Consider the following 16557-nt stretch of genomic DNA (forward strand, 5'->3'; position numbering starts at 1 on the left):
TTGCTGTCAGAAGCTCTACATAGCGAATAGCAAGAAAATGGGCAGGAGCTGTTAGCCGTCCTTGATGTCCGATCAGAGTGAACGGAGATATCCGGCTTAAGTCGGTTGCGGTAGTCTACGCATACGCCTTAACAGTGCTGCGTCGACTATTCTCATACCGCATCAAGATGATCAGACGACAAGTACGTCCGTTGCGATCACCCGACACGTGAGGCAACCCTCGGTTCAGGTCGATTCCTCCATCTAGTGACTGCATTCCGTCATAGATTAAAAGCTCGCCTGATGCGGAGGCATAGACGTCGGCAAGGCCAAACCGGGCGACGAATTCGCTTTCATCGATCCGGCCGCTTTTACCGAGATCGCCAGCGACGAGAGTTGGGAAAAACAGCGTCCCGCGCGCTTCGTGCCCGGAGCTGGCCTCGGCGAAGAATGAGCATATCGCACTTTCCATGGCTCCATAATATTCGTCGGCATGGATGTGTGGAGTGAGGACTAGCGGTCCAGATGTGGGGTCCTTGTTGACCACCATTGTCAGCTGCTCGACTGCGAGACCATTACCCGCTTGATCGGCCAGAAACGCGGTGTCACTCAGTGCACGCGTGAGCAGTTTAGCCAGAGGGCCGCTTCCTCTATTCCGGTCGGCCAAATCGCATAACCAGTCCGCACACCCAATATGGGAGGATCGCTCTGCATATTTGCGAATCCACCAGGTCAGCCTAAAGCTGCCAAGTGGAGCACTTTTGAGGCCGCACGCTCTTACTACGGCATCCCGGTCGCGCAGAGTGAATGGCCGTTCTTCGTCGCTATCGTCGGTAAAAAGCCAGCTGCTCCCGGCGGGCATTCGCAAGCTGTCGAGCAGATCGAGTGGCCATGCTGGAGCTTCGAACAGTGCCAAAAGCCGATCTTCAGCGAGCGGTGTTTCGATTCGAAGTAGCCGCACCTTTTCATCGGTAGCCATGCCTTCGCGCGCACCATGCTCGAAGCTGCTATAGGTTCTAACAAAATCCACAGTCTAGGCCAGATCCGCACTGGCGCGTTTGCCCATGTCCGAAGCGTCGAATTGCCTTGAATGCCAGCAGAATTCGAGCTGCAGATTATTGGGGTCGAAGAAGAAGATCGAATCCGCGTGACCGAGGTCGATGATGTCCGAAACCTCTATACCTAGATTGCCGAGCGCCTTTTGACGCGATGCCAGTTCGTCGCGAGTTTCCACCTTGAACGAGAAGTGGAACATCCCTGCGGGCGTGCCGAGAGCTTCGTTGATCCCGGTCGGAAAATCCTCGGGAATGTCGTGCACGCCCTTGGATTCCATGAACACGAAATATGTATCCACACCGATATCGAAGTAGACTTGGCGCACCCTTCCTCCTTGGCCAATCTCGGTAACGTGATCGGCAACTACTGGGAAGCCGAGAATCCCGGTGTAAAAGGCGATGGTCGTTTCCATATCGTGGGTCGCGACACCGACATGTGACATTCCGCGATTCGGGGGTGAGAGGACGTTCATTTTCAGACTGACTCCGCAAGATGATCCGCAAGTCGTAGCGTACACTGCATGACCGTAAAGGTTGGATTGGCCCAGCCGACCCTTGGAAAGATACTGCCACCCGCCACGTAAAGATTGTCGACACCGAATACGCGGGCGTTGCGGTCAACAACACCTTGTTCGGCGTTGACGGCCATGCGCGTCGTACCCAGTTGATGGTTGGAATGCAGGATAAGCTCCGGTCCGATGTCGGCCGGGTGGAGTTCACGAACGAAACGTCCATGGCCGGCACGAGCGAGCGCCCCAGACAGCGTGTTGGCGATAGCGGCAAACTCCTCGACATCCTTTTCGGCAATGCGCCAATCCAGGACCAACTGACGCACTCCGCTGCTATCGCAGCAGTCCCCGAGAAAAACCCTGCTTTTGATAATCGGCGACTGCTCAAAAAAGATGCCGAGCTTGGGAACGGCGTCTTCGGCCATGGCAGGCGTGCGGAAAAAGTGAGCTCGTGCGTTGAGGTTCGCCGCGCACGCATGAAGCGCGACGTTCACTGTTGCAGGCGAGCCATCGCGCAGAGTGCCGGTAGTCGCGTAAGCGCTCAACGCGCTGTCGGTCGCCAGTTCGAACCCTGGAACCATGAGGTGCGGATGCTCGCAGAAGCAGGAACCGACCATCCCTTCATCATTGCCGACGCCAGAAGGGTTCCGGCTTTGCGATGCCAACATCAGACGCGGCGTCTCCAAGCCCCCTGATGCTAGTACGAAAATGCCTCCGCGAACGTCGAAGCGTGTTCCGTCAGCAGCCATGCAGGTGATCGCTTCTACTTCGTTCTGCGCGTACGTCAGCAAGATCTCAATTGCGCGTGCGCCTGTCAGGACGGTGATTTCAGCGCTTCGCGCCAGATCTTGAGACCAGTTGTCGGCCATACGCACGATGGGCTTACTGAAGCGCCAATATCGCAGATCGACCCCGTGAGGAGACAGTTGCTTGCGCAGTGCTGCCGGTATATCCATCAGGTTGGGATCAAAGTCAGCGCTCGCAACGTTGAGCAATGACGCGGCTTCATCCGCGTAGATGGCTAGTTCGTCAAATTCGATCGGCCAACCGCAAAGCTCTGTTCCAGTGCCGATCGCAAAGTCGCGATGATCAAGTGGCGCGATATATCCGGCCCAGACAGAGCTAGACCCTCCTAAACGAAAATCGCGGATCTCGCCTAGTGGATAGGGCAGCCCAGCAACCTCACCATCGGCACAGGCGGGGTCGACCGCCCCCGGCGCCGCACCACCCCGCTCAAGGACAACGACGCGACGACCGGGAGCTAATTTGCGGGCCAAGGTGAGCCCGGCCATACCACCGCCAACGACGACGACATCCGCCGCAATTCCATACGCGGGGGCGGAATCCATGTTTACAATTGTCATCGCGTCGAACCGTCCCTCACGCATGCCCCTCCTTGCCTAACTCGATCGACCAGCTATCAAAGTCTTCGCGATTTCTTCCATTGGATCAACGATCAATATGACGCAGGCTGCCCCTGTACCCGCGATATCAAGGCTTGACGGTGCGCAACTGCACCGTATCCGGCAATCCATTGACTATTTCGGGTTTCATTGTCTTCCCGATGCCATGTCCTCCGAAACGCTTGAAGAGCTTGCCCGCGAGGCGCGCTGTAGGCGTGCCGAGGCGAAGCGCGCGGTATCGGAAAGCGCCGATCTGCCTTACAGTTCGCGTGTAGCACCGCTTGGACCCTCCGCAATCCACGTGCTCGGGAACATGGCTTCTGCGGCCTTGCTCGAACCCGTCTTCGGACGTCGGTTTCGCTATTGCCCCGATGCCAGCTGCTATACTTTTTTCGAGGCGGGAGATTTTCTCGAAACCCACCGCGACGATGCTTCCAACTGCGAAGTCACTCTGTTGTTTTACCTGAGCGCATCGCCGTTTCGCCCCGACGAGCAGGCCTCTGGTCTGAATCTTTCAATCTATGCTAATGACGACGATGCTCCCGGCGCGCTGCTCAAGACCATTGCCACGCCACAGGGCGCGATCATGTTCGGCCATGGCAGCCGCTTCTGGCATCGTCGTCATCGCTTGCAGGAGGGCGAGCATATCTGGATGCTGACCGCCTGTTTCACTTCGGCGGACGTGCCCGATTAGCCGCGCGTACGGTGCCTCGCCGGAGAAGCTTCGAGATCGGTGATCCGCCGCTCGATCTCTTCGATGAGGAACCGCCAGTGGCGCGCGCTGCAAAAGCCGGGCGACACGCCGATCATCCAGCACGCGATCGAGATGCCAGATCGGTCGAGGGCGGAAAAGAAATGGTCCAGCCGCGCAAGCGCACACTTCCGCATCGCAACCACGTCGATCTCGCCCACCTGCCATGCGTTTCCGTTGTAATCGTTGAGGAAATAATCGAGGTCGATATGGATCGCGGCGCGGCGATCTTCCGCTAGCTGTATCAGCAGTTCGTGCGCGTCATTCGATCGGCGGTAGAGACGTTTCGGGTTCGCATTGGCTGCGATGTCGCACAGTTCAATCGCATGGAACCGATACCCTGCCAGCAGATCGTGGTCTACCGCTTGCGGAGCGACCGCGAAGGTTTCGGCCTTTTCGAGATCGGCCTTGAGGTGAAAAACTTCTACGATACGATCAAGCGCAAAGAATGGTGTGAGAAACGAGCCAATCGTGATCGCTCCGCTAGTGATCGCACTGTGCCAGTCAGCGGGCGATGCGGGGTCGAACGGCACCCCAGTAAGTGGATCCTCGAGTGCTGACGAGCCGTCAGCACTTTGCTCGACAACCAGCAGCGTCGACATCATGTCGGTGTGGTCGTCCAGATGGATAATCGTGAGAGGCTCTTCGGATCGCAGCGTGGCAAGATGGCTGGCCAGAAAAACCCCGCACCAGCTATCTTCGAGTGCGAGCAAAAGACGGCTTCGCTGCTCACGAAAATCGAAACGCGATCGTGCGCCCGATCCGACACCAAGCCATCGAAGGCCATCTTCCAAGTCAGGATCGATTAGCTGATGGGAGACATCCGGCCCGTCAATCTCGATCGCCTGCTTGTCGATATCGACGCGGTAGATATTGCTGCGGATCAATGGCAGAACTGCATCACGAACTTGGCCAAGGCTGAGGTCTGCTGCAGCCTCGCTATCGATCAACAAGCGACCCACGGTTCCTGACTCCGCATGGCTCACGCATCGCCCCCCAGTAATTCATTGCGGCGCTGAAGAAAGCCGGAGAAAGTCAGGATCGAAAGCGAAATCACAATCCATCCGCAGAACGCATAAAAGGCCTTGAAGAACTTCAAGAAGGCCGCCTCCGAGGCCGTGGCCTTGGTCCCATCGGCCAAACCGATTTCGCATTTGGACTCCTGCCGCAGATCGACCAGAGGAATGAACACGTCGAGCGCAAACAGGCTCGGGGCGATCATGTCTCCGCAAGGTACGTTGTCTGCGACTTTGTTGGCCAGTCCGGCGCCGATCGCCGATCGATCGGAGAGCGTTGCGACGGGCTGCTGGTCGACGATCATCAGTTTCTTGCGATTAGCGTCAGCGAACACGGAGCAGCCGAGCACAAAGAAAACGAGAAGTGTCAAGGTCGCGCGGCGGGGGTCCAGCCCGAAACCGAATGTCAGGCGATAGACCTGCATCAAAACGTACTTAGCAATGTCGGCAAGCTGCGCGAATAGATAGTTGGGAACAGCGAGCGCGAGCGCCGCCACGCGTTGCCAGAGAGCCTGTGACATTATATCATCGCTACCCGTTTTCGAGGGCATAGCTTTCCGGTCATTAACCCCGCGCGCCAACATGGCCAACTCGCGGACGAAACGCGCGATCATTATTTCACGCGCCTCGTCGGTCAGCGCGCTTCGACGCAGCGCACGGGCGAGCGTAGCGTAATCTTGTGCATCGTAGGGGCTGCGCTCAAGCCACGCCTTGCGCACATTGACCGTCTTACGAAGGTTGGCAGGATCGTTCACGTCCCCCATATCGGGCAACATGAGCACTCGGTAGGAAAAGCCAACGAGATGTACGTCGTCCTTTTTACACAGGTCGGCATTGGGATATCCATTGCTCGTGTCCCACAGAATATCAGTGTTGGTGTAGTAGAGGTTCACTGCCCCGGTCAGATCGTTGTCGCCGATGATCAAGATACCACCGACCTTGGAATAGCTGAGGTCGAAACCGGTGTTGTCGGGTGCGGAGCCGGACACGTCGGTGGTCTCGGCGTCGCGCACTTTCTTCCTGGGCGCAATGCCTACGACCTTGGTGTTGAACAGCTGAATGTCTTTGCCGACCTCGACCCGCTGCATCCGCAACGCGCCCTCTGAACAGAGACTGCGCTGCCCTCCAGTCAGTTCGGACTTGTCGCCTAGCTTGATGCACCCGCCAACCCGAAGATCCGCTGCAAGCAGAGCTGAATGGTACTGCTTGTTACCCAACTCCTCTATCTCTTCGAATTCCCCGTGAAGATCGGCGCCGCATAGATTGAGGTCGTTGCCAATATGGCAGCCATCGAGGATCACGCGCCCTTTGCTACTAAACCGGCGTTTCGACCGAGGATGGAGCGAGAGATGTAGGCTCCCGAGAATCTGAGCATCCCTGGCGAGCAGCGCATCGCGATCGTTCGACACGATTCTCGCGCCGAGCAGACTGAAATCGCCTTGGCATCGCAGTCCAGCAAGTCCCAGACGCCCTTCCATATCCGCGTTTTCAAGGCTCACGCTCTCGCCGATATGTGCCTTGCGCATCGACACGGCCATTGTCTCGCTGGCCGAAATGCGGGCGTTCTCAAGATTAATTCGCGACCGGATGCGCGCACCGTTGAGGGCCACACATCCTTTTGCGAAGAGGGGCTCTCGAGTGGCATAAATCGCGCCAATTTCAGCATCGTTGGCATTGAGTGCCCATCCGTTATGCGCGACAAGACGACACTGGCCAAGCCACAAATCACCTTTCAGTCGCGCGAGATAAAGAGACAGGCCACCGATTACCTTGCTCCTGTACAGATTGAGCGTCCCCCCGATTTCGGCCTCTTGTAGCACAAGACCGGTACAGGTTGACCGCTCGCCTGACTCAATTGAATCGTTCCGGGGTGATTGTAGGTGTGCCCCGACCGCAACGATGTTTCCTCCGATCACGGCATTGGACATGTCGATCCAGCATAGCCCGCTCTCGTCGCTCGGGCCGACCTCGGTCAAATCAACTTCTGAGCGGCAGGCCATGCCCCGGCAACAAAGGCTCACGAAGCGCGAGCCGTGCAACGACAGCGAAGCGACATGCGAGCGCGACAAATCAAGCGAGACGGCTGAAAGCGCCCCTTGCCCAGCCGCAGGTGTGGGAGCAACGAAACTGCATTGCTCAATCCGCAAGGCTGGCAGTGGCTGAGCTTCGGACCCGCAATCGCGCAAATCCAGCGCCCCTTCGATTCTAAGCCCAACAATCCGCATCCCCGTAGGCAAACCGCCAAGGATCAGCGAACGGAGGAAATCGGCATCGACCGCTCGATCCTCCGTCGGAAAATGGCGACAGTCCGCAATCTCGCCAGATTCCAGAGCCTGGCGGACATACCGCTTTACCGCACGAGAAGTCACGTCGCGCACCCCCACCATTTCGCGTTGGTCGACCGTAATTGGTCCGATACTCTATTTGCCTCGAGCGGTTGAAAGCAATGGATTTAACACACAACACAAAAGTTTGACTCAATGGTTTCGCGCTATATCATCCCTTTCTGACGCATCCTGGCGTCGATGAGCGATAGCAAGAGGGACAAAGCATGTCTGACACAATCAAGAACTGCCTTAAAGAAATCAAGAACGCCGCTGCTTCCGGACGTCTGGATGCGGTCATGGCTTCTGACGCTTCTGTCCAGAAGAGCTGGGGCCCGGCGATGCGCCGCTGATTTTTTTGGTCTGTCGGCTGCCGCTTGGCGTCGACAGACCATCCCGCCCTCCTCCGTATGATGGCGTTAGGGCAGAGGCAAAACAGTAGCACGGTTCTATCCGGCGCGAGGGCATTGGTAAGTGATAGATTCTAGGCGGGTTGACCTCCTTCCGGTCGAGATGATCGTTCTTCAGGGGACGCCGCTGTGCAATCTCAATTGCACCTATTGCGATCTAAGTCCTGCCAGCCGTAAACTCTCCCACAGAATGCCGATTCCGATGATCGGCAAGCTTTTCTCACAGATCAAGCAACTGGAACTGCTTGCTGACGAAGTCTCGATCGTTTGGCATTCAGGCGAGCCTCTCTCGCTGCCACCCGAATATTATGACGAGGCGATCAATCTAGTCCTAGCACTTAACAATGACGATGCGGGAACGCCCGCCCGGATCACGTTCGATTTTCAGACCAACGCCACGCTGATCGACCATAAGTGGTGCGAATTCTTCCAGCGCCATCGCGACCATTTACGGCTTGGCGTCAGCTGCGACGGCCCGCGCGAACTGCACGATCCACTGCGTGTCAACTGGTCTGGACGCGGCTCGCACACGCAAGCCGTGCGCGGGATGGATCTGCTTGCGGAGCACGGCATTAAATTCAACGCGATCGCAGTCGTGACGGCAGAGACATTGGCGCAGCCGCAAGAGTTCTTTGACTTCTTTCTCGATCGTGCCGATGACCTCACCGATTTTCATTTTAACATCCTCGCCAATCACGCGGATGGAGGACCAACGATCGGCTATTCGCGCAACGACACGCGAAAATATTCCGAATTCTACCGAACGATGCTGTCGCTTGCGCAGAGCGCAAAGGGACGCAACCTGCCAGTGCGAAATTTCTCGCAGACGCTGGGGCGTATCCGTGCTGCGACTGCGCCCCAGCCCGCTGAATTCCTCCGCGCCGGAACCGCGCCCTTGCGCCAGCTCAACTGCGATGCTCGCGGCGAGATCACAACTTTCTACGCCGGTCTCAGTGCCGAGTTCCTGGCCGATCATTACGGCGACGGAAAGGGGCTTAGCCTCGGCAATATCGAGGAGCAGACGCTCGCCAAAATGCTGGGCGGACACAAGCTTGAGCGCATGATGGACGATTTCGGCAAGAGCCATCGTCATTGTGCCCAGACCTGCGACTATCATGCTATGTGCCCCGGCGGATTCGAGCTCACGCAGCTGGTCGAAAACGGTGCCTTCGCATCAGGCGAAACCACTGAATGTGTAATCCATGTTAAGACATTGACCGACGCGGTGGCCAGTTTCGTGTCCGCTCAGTTGCGCCAGCCTGCTTAGGCATCAGGCGTAGCCAAGCCTTTGTTGGTAGTCGGAATAGCGGCGCTCGATATCACTCAAGACTTCGGCCGGCAGTTCTTTTTGCCAGTTGCCCGATCCTGGATTACGCAAGTGGCCGTGCTGGTACATCTTGCCGACATAACCATCGCGCGGACCGCCTGACTTTCGTAGACTGAAGGGCTCGAAGGCTCGCGCCGCGGCCGCCACTTGCGCTTCGGGCACGTGGATCCGCCAGGCATTTAGCACCTTTGTCAGGGCCCGCTGCGGATCCGCGACCATGTCCTCATATTTGATTAGCGGGCAGTAATTCGCGCAGTTGCGATCAATCCACCCGATCAAGTCGCCGCCGAAATAGCGATCCGATTTTCCGATCAGCCCGACGAAGCATTCGAAATAGAAGCTGGCGATATCGGGATAGCGCGCGCGCTCGAACCCGGTTCTTAGATCGGATTTCGCGACGTCGTGAAACCATGAGACTACAACGTCGCGCATGTCACGCACAAGCGAAACAGCGCCACCAAGATTGGGTTGGTTTTGGTCAAAGACGAGATCGGCGCAGTGCGAAATGCGCACTCGGTCTGAACCGGAGATATCCATTGCATGTTCGAGCATCCCGCACAGCCACACCGAGCCCGACTTGGGCAAGCTGTTGACCAGAAAGACCAATTGCGAGGGCAGCGGCAGATGAAGCGGATCGCTCAGCGTATGATGCGGCTCGGTCTGCGCGATCGGGTCGAGCATCGCGGGAACCCTGCTTCCCGAAAAACTGGGCGCAAGCGCGACCAGTAGCCGTCGCTTTGCTGACGTGTCGCGCGCCATTTCGTTGAGGTTGTAGACGTGGGGATAGCCCGCGAGCGCCAAATGATCGATCCGCTTCGAAGCCCTCGGTCCGCCTACTAGGAACACAGCATCTGAAGGGAGGATCTGGCCTAGCTCATCCACCGACAGGCGCTTGGTATCGTTTGGAAGCGCATGTACCCATGTATCATCCGAACCGTCCAGAAGGGCATAGTCGAAAAGTCCAGCCAGAGGATCGCCACCGCGCGGCGCGATTCTTGTCAACGCGTCAAGCGATGGTTGGTCAGCATACACGACAATGGTCGGTTCACAGCGATCAGTCGTCCGCCAGCGTCGAGTTTCCATGCGCGCCGCTGTTCCCACATTGCTGACCCAGTTCACGCCACCGCATCCAGCCCGCTGCGCTGGATGATCGAAAGGAGCCGCAGCGCGGGGCCTCCTGGCTTCTTCGCTCCACGTTCCCAGTCAGAAACGAGATTCTTCGATACGTTGAGATAGCGCGCGAACACTGGCTGCGAGACATGCTCCGCCTCGCGGATCGCTTTGATCTCGTCCGGTGACAGAACCGGCGCAGGCGCAAGGCAGGCTTCATCGAACTCGCGCATGGTGCGCTTGTCGATGCTGCCCGCGTCGTGGAGGCCTTCCATCATCTCGTGGACGGCGGCCATCGCCTCGCTCTTGTAGGTCTTTGCCTTAGCCTTGCTCATCGTCTTTCACCTCGACCAATCGGCCTGCTTCAATTTCCGTTTCGATCTGGTCATCGCCCAGCTCCAGCATGATGCTGGCAGCCTTGCGATAGACCTTCAGTTCCGCTGCACTCAGGTTCGCCTTGTCGCTCTTGGCAAAGGCAAACACGAATATGGCCCGCTCGCCCGAGCGGAAGATCAGGATCGAGCGATAGCCGCCCGATTTGCCTCCGCCCTGGCGCGCGATGCGTTGCTTGATAAGGCCGTTGCCAAGATCGGCATCGATCAGGCCGGATTCGGCCCGATGCACGGCATCAGTAAGCGAGGCATCGCTGATCTTTTCCTTTGCCGCGAACTTGGCGAACCAGCGGTTGGCGTAGATGGGGATGCGCGGGTTCTCAGTCATGCAGCAACGGCTCACTATCATACTTAGTGTTATGGCTCAATGAATTTGAGCCGCTCATATTTTGCTCGATCAGGTCGCCGATGCGCTGTGCTGCTTCGATCACATGCCCATCGTCAAGATGAGCATAGCGGGTCGTGGTCCGAACATCGGCATGGCCAAGCAACTTGCCGATCATCGGCAGGGTTTCGGAATGGGCGGCGGCATGGCTGGCAAAGCTGTGCCGCAGATCGTGGATGCGGACGCCAGGAAGGCCAGCTTCGTCACGCAACTTGCTCCACAAATTGCCGATATCGGTGATTGGGCGCTGGGTGGCCGGGTTCCAGAACACATAACGCTGCTTATCACGGCGCGGCAGCGCGTGGAGGATGGTTGCAGCTGCTTCGGCCAGCCAGACCGTGCGCGGGCCGGTCTTGCTGTCAGTCAACTCTCCTAGGCCGCCGCACTTGCCAATCACATGGAGCCTGAGGCTGCCGGGTTCCTCGGCGACGATTCCCCGCAGGGTCAGCGCGTTCATTGCCCAACTCCGATCAGGCGAGCGATGGAGCCAGATACGCGCTCGGCGGCATCGGCGAACACCGGCAAGGTGTGGTTGAACACACCGGGCCGCTCGACAAAGCTGTCACGCCAGAACAGGATGTCGCCCTTCGCCAGTTCGTCGATGCGCCGGTCGCCGAATGCGCCAAGGATTTCCTTGAAGATGGCGCTCTCGTTGCGCTTGCGGGTCGATGGTTTCCAGTGTCGCGAATAGTCAGCCCAGAAGCGTTCGGCGTAGTCGCGTAGCAAGGGCGCGTCGCTCTTCTGCGCAGCTCGGGCCTTCTTGCGCGTTGGCAGGCCGTCCAGCGCCACCTCCGCCAGTTTCGCCCGCGCGAGGCAGCGGGCCGTTGCGGGCGAGATGTCGCGGGAGGTTCCCAGCCACACCCGCCGTAGCTTGCCGCGCTGACGGAACAGCACAAACCATGTCCGCCTGCCGCCGGGATTTACTCGCAGGCCAAAGCCCGGCAGGTCGATGTCCCAATACTCCCGAATGCGCTTGCCGGGTTTGCGCCGAACGATATTGCCGTTGAGCCTAACCCGATTGCTCGGCTTCGCCTTTTCATCGCTCCCGCGCCCTGCACCGGATTGAGCAGGAAGATGATTCGTGGCTCCATTCGCTGGTAGCAGATGGCCATTTGCTTGCATTGACTTGCTCCTCTTTGTAGAGGAACAACTTCGCGTAACCTATTGCTTAACAATCTCTTTCTGCCGCATGGCGGCGTCCGGTGTGCCTCAGGCCGCGGCGTCCGCCTGATCGAGAAAGGCCCGGCTCGCCCCCAGCAAGTTGGCGACGAAATTCGAGCTCGTCGAGACAACGGATTCCAAGTCTACTTCGTTGAGATCCTCACCCCTTATCCGGAAGCTGGCAACGATCTGCACACCGACGTTCGGGAACGGCTCAGGGCCTTCCCAAAAGCGGAAGCTGTCCTGCGCCGCAAAGTGCCCTGCTGGTATCTGCTCGATCCTGTGGTTCGGCGCTAACCACTGGACAGCATGGGCGCCAGCCATGCCCGGCCCCAGCTCCCAGTGCTTGGCCTTATTGGAGAGCTGCTTGATCGTTTGCAGATAGGGCAGATACAGGCGGTGCTGCTCGCGGGCAGCGGTGAACAGGTCGCTCCAGCCTGCCCCGACAAACTCGGCCGCCTTCGTGATACGCTCGGCATATTGCGTGTCGTCCACCGTGATAGGAAAATAGAGCCTGCCCGCTTTGCCGGTGTTCGCCTGACGCCGGGCCGCTGCTGCGATATGGTCCAGCGCGTGAACGAGATTGTTGGCGATATCCGCGACGATCGGTTTCGTCCGTCGCAGGATCGCACGATCGATGACGAGTTCGGCGCCATGCGTTGCGCCATCGGGAAGCATCGTACGGCGTACGGCCCACAGCCGGTTCTGGCCGATACTGACCATCCCGTTGAACTCGCGGCGATGCGCCTGCGCGCGATCGTGCAGTAGCTGGGCATCATCAAGAAAATCGGCGGCGGCCATAGTGAACCGTAGCGATTCCGGCACCGTCACCCAAGAGCGGTTCTCGGCGGTTCTCGCTTTCTTCCATAGCGTTGCTCGCCATGGCACCCTAACTTGCCTGAGCAACGTGTTCAGGAGATACAAAGTGACTTACACGCCCTTGGCCTTTGAATTTAGCGACGATTTCACGATGAGTGAGAACGGCGTGGATGCGCCCGGCATTGTTGTCGATCCGCCACTGGTCAGCGCGACCAATTCCGATACTGAAAGCTGGCGGATCGCCCGCGTGACGGCTGCCTGGGGCTCGGCGTCGGCGGCAGTCGCCCTCCTTTCGCATCGCTACCAGCGTCAGTGGGCCGGTGCGATCGTGGAACTCAACGATCACAAGGGTACGCTTGAAGTGACCTGGCGTGATGAGCAGAGCCGCATGCTCTTCGAAGGCGTCATCATGGGGGCATGGGAGCGCGCGGGCGAGCACAGCGGGGCGCATGCCCTTGCGTGATAATGGGGATAGTCTCGAGGTGCTGAAGCCGACTGTAGGATCCTGCGAACACGCGAGGTCTCGGTAGCTGCAACTGCCTCACCCACCACATTGTGGGGCCAACTTCGTTGACCGCAGGCTACGCAGGCTCATCTTATGCATCTTGGTGCAGCGCCTTCCATTCGCTTCGCAATAACCCCATTATGCATGTGTCCCAGCGTTCGCCTTCCACCAGAGCGGATGAACGACGCGTGCCTTCCAGCGTAAGGCCCAGCTTTTCATAGGCTTTTATGGCCACCGTATTCCAGGCGTAGACATTCAGTTCGACGCGCTCGATCGCTTCGAAGCCGAAGGCATGCTCGGTGACGAGGCGCAGCATCTGGCTGCCTTTTCCCTGACCCCGCATTTGCGGAGCAATGACCACGCGCGACAGGGTCGCATTGCCGTTGCGCCAATCCAGCGCGAGCTGGATGTGACCGACAAATTCCTCTTTCTCCTGCGCCATCCAGCAGAGCCGGTTGGGAGGATTCGTCTTTCCTTCGTCGAGCATCGCCTGAAGCATTTGTGCCGTGAGAGGATAGCTGACGGCTGGGCCACCGTCCTGATGGGGTTCGGCCGTTCGCCGGGGCTGCCGAGCGCAGCATTCTACCGAAATGCCTTCATGTAGTCGTCCACGATTATAATCGTCGCAATGGCGCGTGCCAAAAGTTCTTGATCGATCACCTTTGTTTAGATCTTCCCTCTAGAAATCTCGCGTAAGTGATATCTCCGCGCGAAGACGAGAATAATCATAGAAAAACACTGGCGAGTGACTTTGCGTCCATCGCAAGCGGACGGCGGGGGCAAGCCCGTTGAAAGACAAGCTGCGAAGCAATATGCCGCCCGACGCTTCGAACAGTTTATCGTCGCGCCGCGTAGGAGGGAGCTGAAAGGCCGCGTCGGCGCTAATGCGATGATAAGACAGGAGGGTGAATATCGATTGACGGCCAATTTCGCGTGACAGGAGCATATCTGCGCCAACAGTCCATGTTGCGTAGGCAGGGTCGCGCGTATCTTGGCGGTCAATTCGAAAGCCAAGACGACCATAAAGGCGAGACGAAAGCGCGCGTTCATAGTGTAGGACACCACTGACCAGATATCCGTCGAGCCCATCATTTTGGTCATAATCATAGCGCAGCACGATAGCATCCAGTTCGGCCTGGCTAGATGCGTCGAGTTGTCTTCGCCAGTTCAATCGCCCGCCATAGCTCGTCGAATAGGCTCTATTCCCAAACCAGCGTTTGCTGGCCACCAATTGGGGGCGAAAGCGTGACCGCCCGCGCAAAAGCTCCGGGCCGATCGAAATGCTTGTACTGATGTCATTGAACTGGCTCTCGCCATAGATGTTCGCACCAGCGCTCAAATTGGTGAGCAGGTTGGCATCATCCGTGAGAGGAATTCGCAGAAACGCATTGCCTGCTAGTGTCACTCCAAGGCCAGATTGAGCTTGCGCGTCCTCGTCCAGTTCTACGGGGACGGACCCAACAGACACAGTGCTATCTGAAGTGGCGCGATTGATATTGCTGTCCGGCGCGAACCCCAATTGGAAGCCGCCGCCGAATTTCTGGCGGGAGCGCAAGGCGAGCGAGTAGCGATCCACAAGAGCTGCGACATCGTCGGGAAGACCGGCGCTGCTCGCTCGTTCAAGTTGGCGACGCGCCGCATCCTCATGTCCCGACAGTGCGAGAACCCGCGCTAGCTCCAAACGGACGGGAGTCGCATCAGGCTTTTCGTCCAGCAGTCTTCGATATGTCTTGCTCGCGCCTTCCAGATCTCCACTATTGGCAAGCAGGTTTCCGAGCCGGAAACGCGCTTCGCTTCGCACGTTCAGGTTGCGGTTGGCGATCAGCGCACGCAGCACTTGTTCGGCTGCATCGAGACGGCCTACCTTCACCAGACGTTCTGCGAAGGCGAAGAGTCGGGCTGGCGAAACCGTCTCGCAGGGCGCAGCATCCGCGCATTGCAGCTCGGAGAGCGGCAATGAGGCTGTTGTTGGGGGCAGCTCATCGGGAGCAGCCCCGGCACCAGACGCCGAAGCCGCTCCGAAAAGCAGAATGGAAAACAGGGCCACGAAACGGAACGCTGCTGACGTGTTTTCCTTGTCAGTCCTTCGCGCCTACAAATACGCCGGCGGCTTGGTCGCCGCCTCCTTGGACCTGAAAGGAATAGCCGGTTTCAGTGGCGCTGGGACCGAAAAAGGCACCATCCAGGTCGCCTGACATGCCAGCACCGCTCAGCGTGCCCGAATAGCGATTGCTGTCAGCGCCAATTGTTCCGCTGCCGGTCAGCGTGCCAAGGTCAGTGGTTCCCGGGACCATGAAGTTTGCCTCGTCTGGATTGGCGTTACCACGAAGGGTGAGGCTCGTCTCGACCGCTCCGGTGCCAAAATCTGCGGTCAGCGTGCCCGTGCTTCCCAGGAGTTGATAGGTTGTTCCATCCACCACAGCGAGACCGTCAGCGGCGCCGGTATAGCTGGCACTGCCCGTGCGAGGCATATCGGCGGTCGCGGTTTCGACGCCGCCGACAAAGAAGTTGAACTCAGCGCCAGCGTTGCTGCCCTGCTGCCAGATGCCGTAGCTTGTATATGTAAGATCGACGACTTCGTCACTTCCTGGGTTGAGGAGGATTAGGGTGTCAAAGTCATCTGGACCTCGGTCGATATCATACAGCGTGTATCCCGCAGCCTCCAGCTCATCCGATCGAGTGGAATCCGCGAAGGTGACGCTCCGGTCACCATCCGTAATTGTATAGCTGTCAGCCTCGGCATCATAAGCCAGAGTCATCGTTCCGAAGGGCTTTGGCGTAATGATCACGTCTTGCCCGGCGACAATCTGGCTGCCGGAAACAGCGAAGGTCTCACTTTCCTCCAGATCGATCAGATCCGGATTGGAACCTGTTCCCGGTGTCGGCGTCGGAGACGGGCTCGGAGATGGCGCTGGATTGGGCGGCGGTGGGATAGACCCAGGACGATCATTATCGCCTCCACAAGCAGCGACGGCCAATCCAAGTGCAATAGCCGTTGCCATAGCGGTGCCACGGGCGAACGAGGCTTGCCCAAAACGATATATTTCCATCTTCTCCACTACTCCTGATAGATGCTCAACTATGGTCCGCGTTGAGCATCTAAACCGGTCTCGACACGAGCAGCGGTGAAGCTTTTATCAAGGAAATGTAAAGGCGGAAGGTGTGCGTTAGTTGTGCTATGAGATGGATATAAGCAAGCATATTGCAATTATACGCCTATATTATGTAACATAAGCTTAAATCACGTTGCCGCGTGCCATGCGCGACATCCCTTTGGTGTCGGCAACAGACTGCTAAGGGCGCGTAAGTGGTATGCGACCGCACGGCGCATGATAGTCGAATCGATGAAGAGCGGGTAAGTAGAAACCGCTCTCGGGGGGATCGCTGTGCATTCGAAACGGCCTGGTGCAA

Annotated in this window: 18 protein-coding genes; 4 read left to right on the forward strand and 14 right to left on the reverse strand. The window is 58.1% G+C overall.

The window, feature by feature from the left end:
• Nucleotides 1–115 precede the first annotated feature (115 nt).
• From D6851_RS04145 to D6851_RS04155, 3 genes are read right to left on the reverse strand one after another with little or no spacing between them, the layout of a single operon-like run.
• Entirely contained in the window at nucleotides 116–1009 is an 894-nt protein-coding gene (locus D6851_RS04145; RefSeq protein ID WP_120323627.1) for a hypothetical protein, read from the reverse strand.
• Between the two features lie 3 nt (nucleotides 1010–1012).
• Nucleotides 1013–1507 (reverse strand): VOC family protein, encoded by a 495-nt coding sequence (locus D6851_RS04150; protein ID WP_120323628.1) that lies wholly within the window; start codon nucleotides 1505–1507, stop codon nucleotides 1013–1015.
• Between the two features lie 2 nt (nucleotides 1508–1509).
• Nucleotides 1510–2931 carry an FAD-dependent oxidoreductase gene (locus D6851_RS04155; protein WP_120323629.1) on the reverse strand — a complete coding sequence of 474 codons (1422 nt, stop codon included), beginning with the start codon at nucleotides 2929–2931 and terminating at the stop codon, nucleotides 1510–1512.
• A 73-nt stretch (nucleotides 2932–3004) separates the two neighbouring features.
• On the opposite strand from D6851_RS04155, the gene D6851_RS04160 reads away from it, so the two are divergent.
• Complete coding sequence (locus D6851_RS04160) at nucleotides 3005–3640, forward strand: hypothetical protein (RefSeq protein WP_120323630.1); 636 nt, start codon at nucleotides 3005–3007, stop codon at nucleotides 3638–3640.
• Here the strand turns inward: D6851_RS04160 and D6851_RS04165 are convergent.
• Nucleotides 3637–4659, reverse strand: coding sequence for a hypothetical protein (locus D6851_RS04165; protein WP_183029982.1), 1023 nt, complete (start codon nucleotides 4657–4659; stop codon nucleotides 3637–3639). The two genes, D6851_RS04160 and D6851_RS04165, sit on opposite strands and share 4 nt — an antisense overlap.
• Nucleotides 4660–4679: 20 nt before the next feature.
• Nucleotides 4680–7100, reverse strand: a complete 2421-nt coding sequence (locus D6851_RS04170) for a hypothetical protein (RefSeq protein WP_120323632.1) — start codon at nucleotides 7098–7100, stop codon at nucleotides 4680–4682.
• 164 nt (nucleotides 7101–7264) lie between these two features.
• On the opposite strand from D6851_RS04170, the gene D6851_RS18175 reads away from it, so the two are divergent.
• Together D6851_RS18175 and D6851_RS04175 are read left to right on the forward strand one after the other, a co-directional pair.
• Nucleotides 7265–7390: a hypothetical protein gene (locus D6851_RS18175; RefSeq protein WP_274379042.1), complete on the forward strand. Its 126-nt coding sequence runs from the start codon at nucleotides 7265–7267 to the stop codon at nucleotides 7388–7390.
• 121 nt (nucleotides 7391–7511) lie between these two features.
• The gene (locus tag D6851_RS04175; protein ID WP_147395428.1) at nucleotides 7512–8714 is read left to right on the forward strand and encodes a radical SAM protein; all 1203 of its coding nucleotides are present in this window, start codon (nucleotides 7512–7514) and stop codon (nucleotides 8712–8714) included.
• Nucleotides 8715–8717: 3 nt separating this feature from the next.
• On the opposite strand, the gene D6851_RS04180 is transcribed toward D6851_RS04175, so the two are convergent.
• From D6851_RS04180 to D6851_RS04205, 6 genes are all read right to left on the reverse strand, one after another.
• Nucleotides 8718–9893 (reverse strand): sulfotransferase domain-containing protein, encoded by a 1176-nt coding sequence (locus D6851_RS04180; RefSeq protein WP_147395429.1) that lies wholly within the window; start codon nucleotides 9891–9893, stop codon nucleotides 8718–8720.
• On the reverse strand, nucleotides 9890–10219 hold the full coding sequence (locus tag D6851_RS04185; protein WP_120323635.1) for a helix-turn-helix domain-containing protein: 330 nt from the start codon (nucleotides 10217–10219) through the stop codon (nucleotides 9890–9892). Before D6851_RS04185 ends, D6851_RS04180 begins: the two co-directional genes overlap by 4 nt.
• Complete coding sequence (locus tag D6851_RS04190) at nucleotides 10206–10604, reverse strand: type II toxin-antitoxin system RelE/ParE family toxin (protein ID WP_225082250.1); 399 nt, start codon at nucleotides 10602–10604, stop codon at nucleotides 10206–10208. The genes D6851_RS04185 and D6851_RS04190 overlap by 14 nt, the downstream gene beginning before the upstream one ends.
• Complete coding sequence (locus D6851_RS04195; RefSeq protein WP_120323637.1) at nucleotides 10597–11118, reverse strand: tyrosine-type recombinase/integrase; 522 nt, start codon at nucleotides 11116–11118, stop codon at nucleotides 10597–10599. The genes D6851_RS04190 and D6851_RS04195 overlap by 8 nt, the downstream gene beginning before the upstream one ends.
• Nucleotides 11115–11783 (reverse strand): integrase arm-type DNA-binding domain-containing protein, encoded by a 669-nt coding sequence (locus tag D6851_RS04200; RefSeq protein WP_238473934.1) that lies wholly within the window; start codon nucleotides 11781–11783, stop codon nucleotides 11115–11117. Before D6851_RS04200 ends, D6851_RS04195 begins: the two co-directional genes overlap by 4 nt.
• An 87-nt stretch (nucleotides 11784–11870) precedes the next feature.
• Nucleotides 11871–12623, reverse strand: a complete 753-nt coding sequence (locus tag D6851_RS04205; RefSeq protein WP_120323638.1) for a hypothetical protein — start codon at nucleotides 12621–12623, stop codon at nucleotides 11871–11873.
• Between the two features lie 124 nt (nucleotides 12624–12747).
• Here D6851_RS04205 and D6851_RS04210 point away from each other — a divergent pair, with 124 nt between their 5' ends.
• Nucleotides 12748–13104: a hypothetical protein gene (locus D6851_RS04210; protein ID WP_120323639.1), complete on the forward strand. Its 357-nt coding sequence runs from the start codon at nucleotides 12748–12750 to the stop codon at nucleotides 13102–13104.
• A gap of 133 nt (nucleotides 13105–13237) precedes the next feature.
• Here the strand turns inward: D6851_RS04210 and D6851_RS04215 are convergent, their stop codons facing one another.
• From D6851_RS04215 to D6851_RS04225, 3 genes are all read right to left on the reverse strand, one after another.
• Nucleotides 13238–13738 carry a GNAT family N-acetyltransferase gene (locus tag D6851_RS04215; protein WP_274379045.1) on the reverse strand — a complete coding sequence of 167 codons (501 nt, stop codon included), beginning with the start codon at nucleotides 13736–13738 and terminating at the stop codon, nucleotides 13238–13240.
• Between the two features lie 87 nt (nucleotides 13739–13825).
• Nucleotides 13826–15193 carry a surface lipoprotein assembly modifier gene (locus D6851_RS04220; protein ID WP_120323641.1) on the reverse strand — a complete coding sequence of 456 codons (1368 nt, stop codon included), beginning with the start codon at nucleotides 15191–15193 and terminating at the stop codon, nucleotides 13826–13828.
• A gap of 31 nt (nucleotides 15194–15224) precedes the next feature.
• On the reverse strand, nucleotides 15225–16196 hold the full coding sequence (locus D6851_RS04225) for a transferrin-binding protein-like solute binding protein (protein WP_120323642.1): 972 nt from the start codon (nucleotides 16194–16196) through the stop codon (nucleotides 15225–15227).
• Nucleotides 16197–16557 lie beyond the last annotated feature (361 nt).

The organism is Altericroceibacterium spongiae, from assembly GCF_003610805.1.
Taxonomy (GTDB): Bacteria; Pseudomonadota; Alphaproteobacteria; order Sphingomonadales; family Sphingomonadaceae; genus Altericroceibacterium; species Altericroceibacterium spongiae.

What these genes read in the sequence shown, in the direction of transcription:
- D6851_RS18175 (WP_274379042.1), top strand. Translation starts at nt 7,265, where the DNA reads ATGTCTGACACAATCAAGAACTGCCTTAAAGAAATCAAGAACGCCGCT.
- D6851_RS04170 (WP_120323632.1), bottom strand. Translation starts at nt 7,100, where the DNA reads ATGGTGGGGGTGCGCGACGTGACTTCTCGTGCGGTAAAGCGGTATGTC.
- D6851_RS04190 (WP_225082250.1), bottom strand. Translation starts at nt 10,604, where the DNA reads ATGACTGAGAACCCGCGCATCCCCATCTACGCCAACCGCTGGTTCGCC.
- D6851_RS04195 (WP_120323637.1), bottom strand. Translation starts at nt 11,118, where the DNA reads ATGAACGCGCTGACCCTGCGGGGAATCGTCGCCGAGGAACCCGGCAGC.
- D6851_RS04150 (WP_120323628.1), bottom strand. Translation starts at nt 1,507, where the DNA reads ATGAACGTCCTCTCACCCCCGAATCGCGGAATGTCACATGTCGGTGTC.
- D6851_RS04160 (WP_120323630.1), top strand. Translation starts at nt 3,005, where the DNA reads ATGACGCAGGCTGCCCCTGTACCCGCGATATCAAGGCTTGACGGTGCG.
- D6851_RS04200 (WP_238473934.1), bottom strand. Translation starts at nt 11,783, where the DNA reads ATGCAAGCAAATGGCCATCTGCTACCAGCGAATGGAGCCACGAATCAT.
- D6851_RS04205 (WP_120323638.1), bottom strand. Translation starts at nt 12,623, where the DNA reads ATGGCCGCCGCCGATTTTCTTGATGATGCCCAGCTACTGCACGATCGC.
- D6851_RS04185 (WP_120323635.1), bottom strand. Translation starts at nt 10,219, where the DNA reads ATGAGCAAGGCTAAGGCAAAGACCTACAAGAGCGAGGCGATGGCCGCC.
- D6851_RS04225 (WP_120323642.1), bottom strand. Translation starts at nt 16,196, where the DNA reads ATGGAAATATATCGTTTTGGGCAAGCCTCGTTCGCCCGTGGCACCGCT.
- D6851_RS04155 (WP_120323629.1), bottom strand. Translation starts at nt 2,931, where the DNA reads ATGCGTGAGGGACGGTTCGACGCGATGACAATTGTAAACATGGATTCC.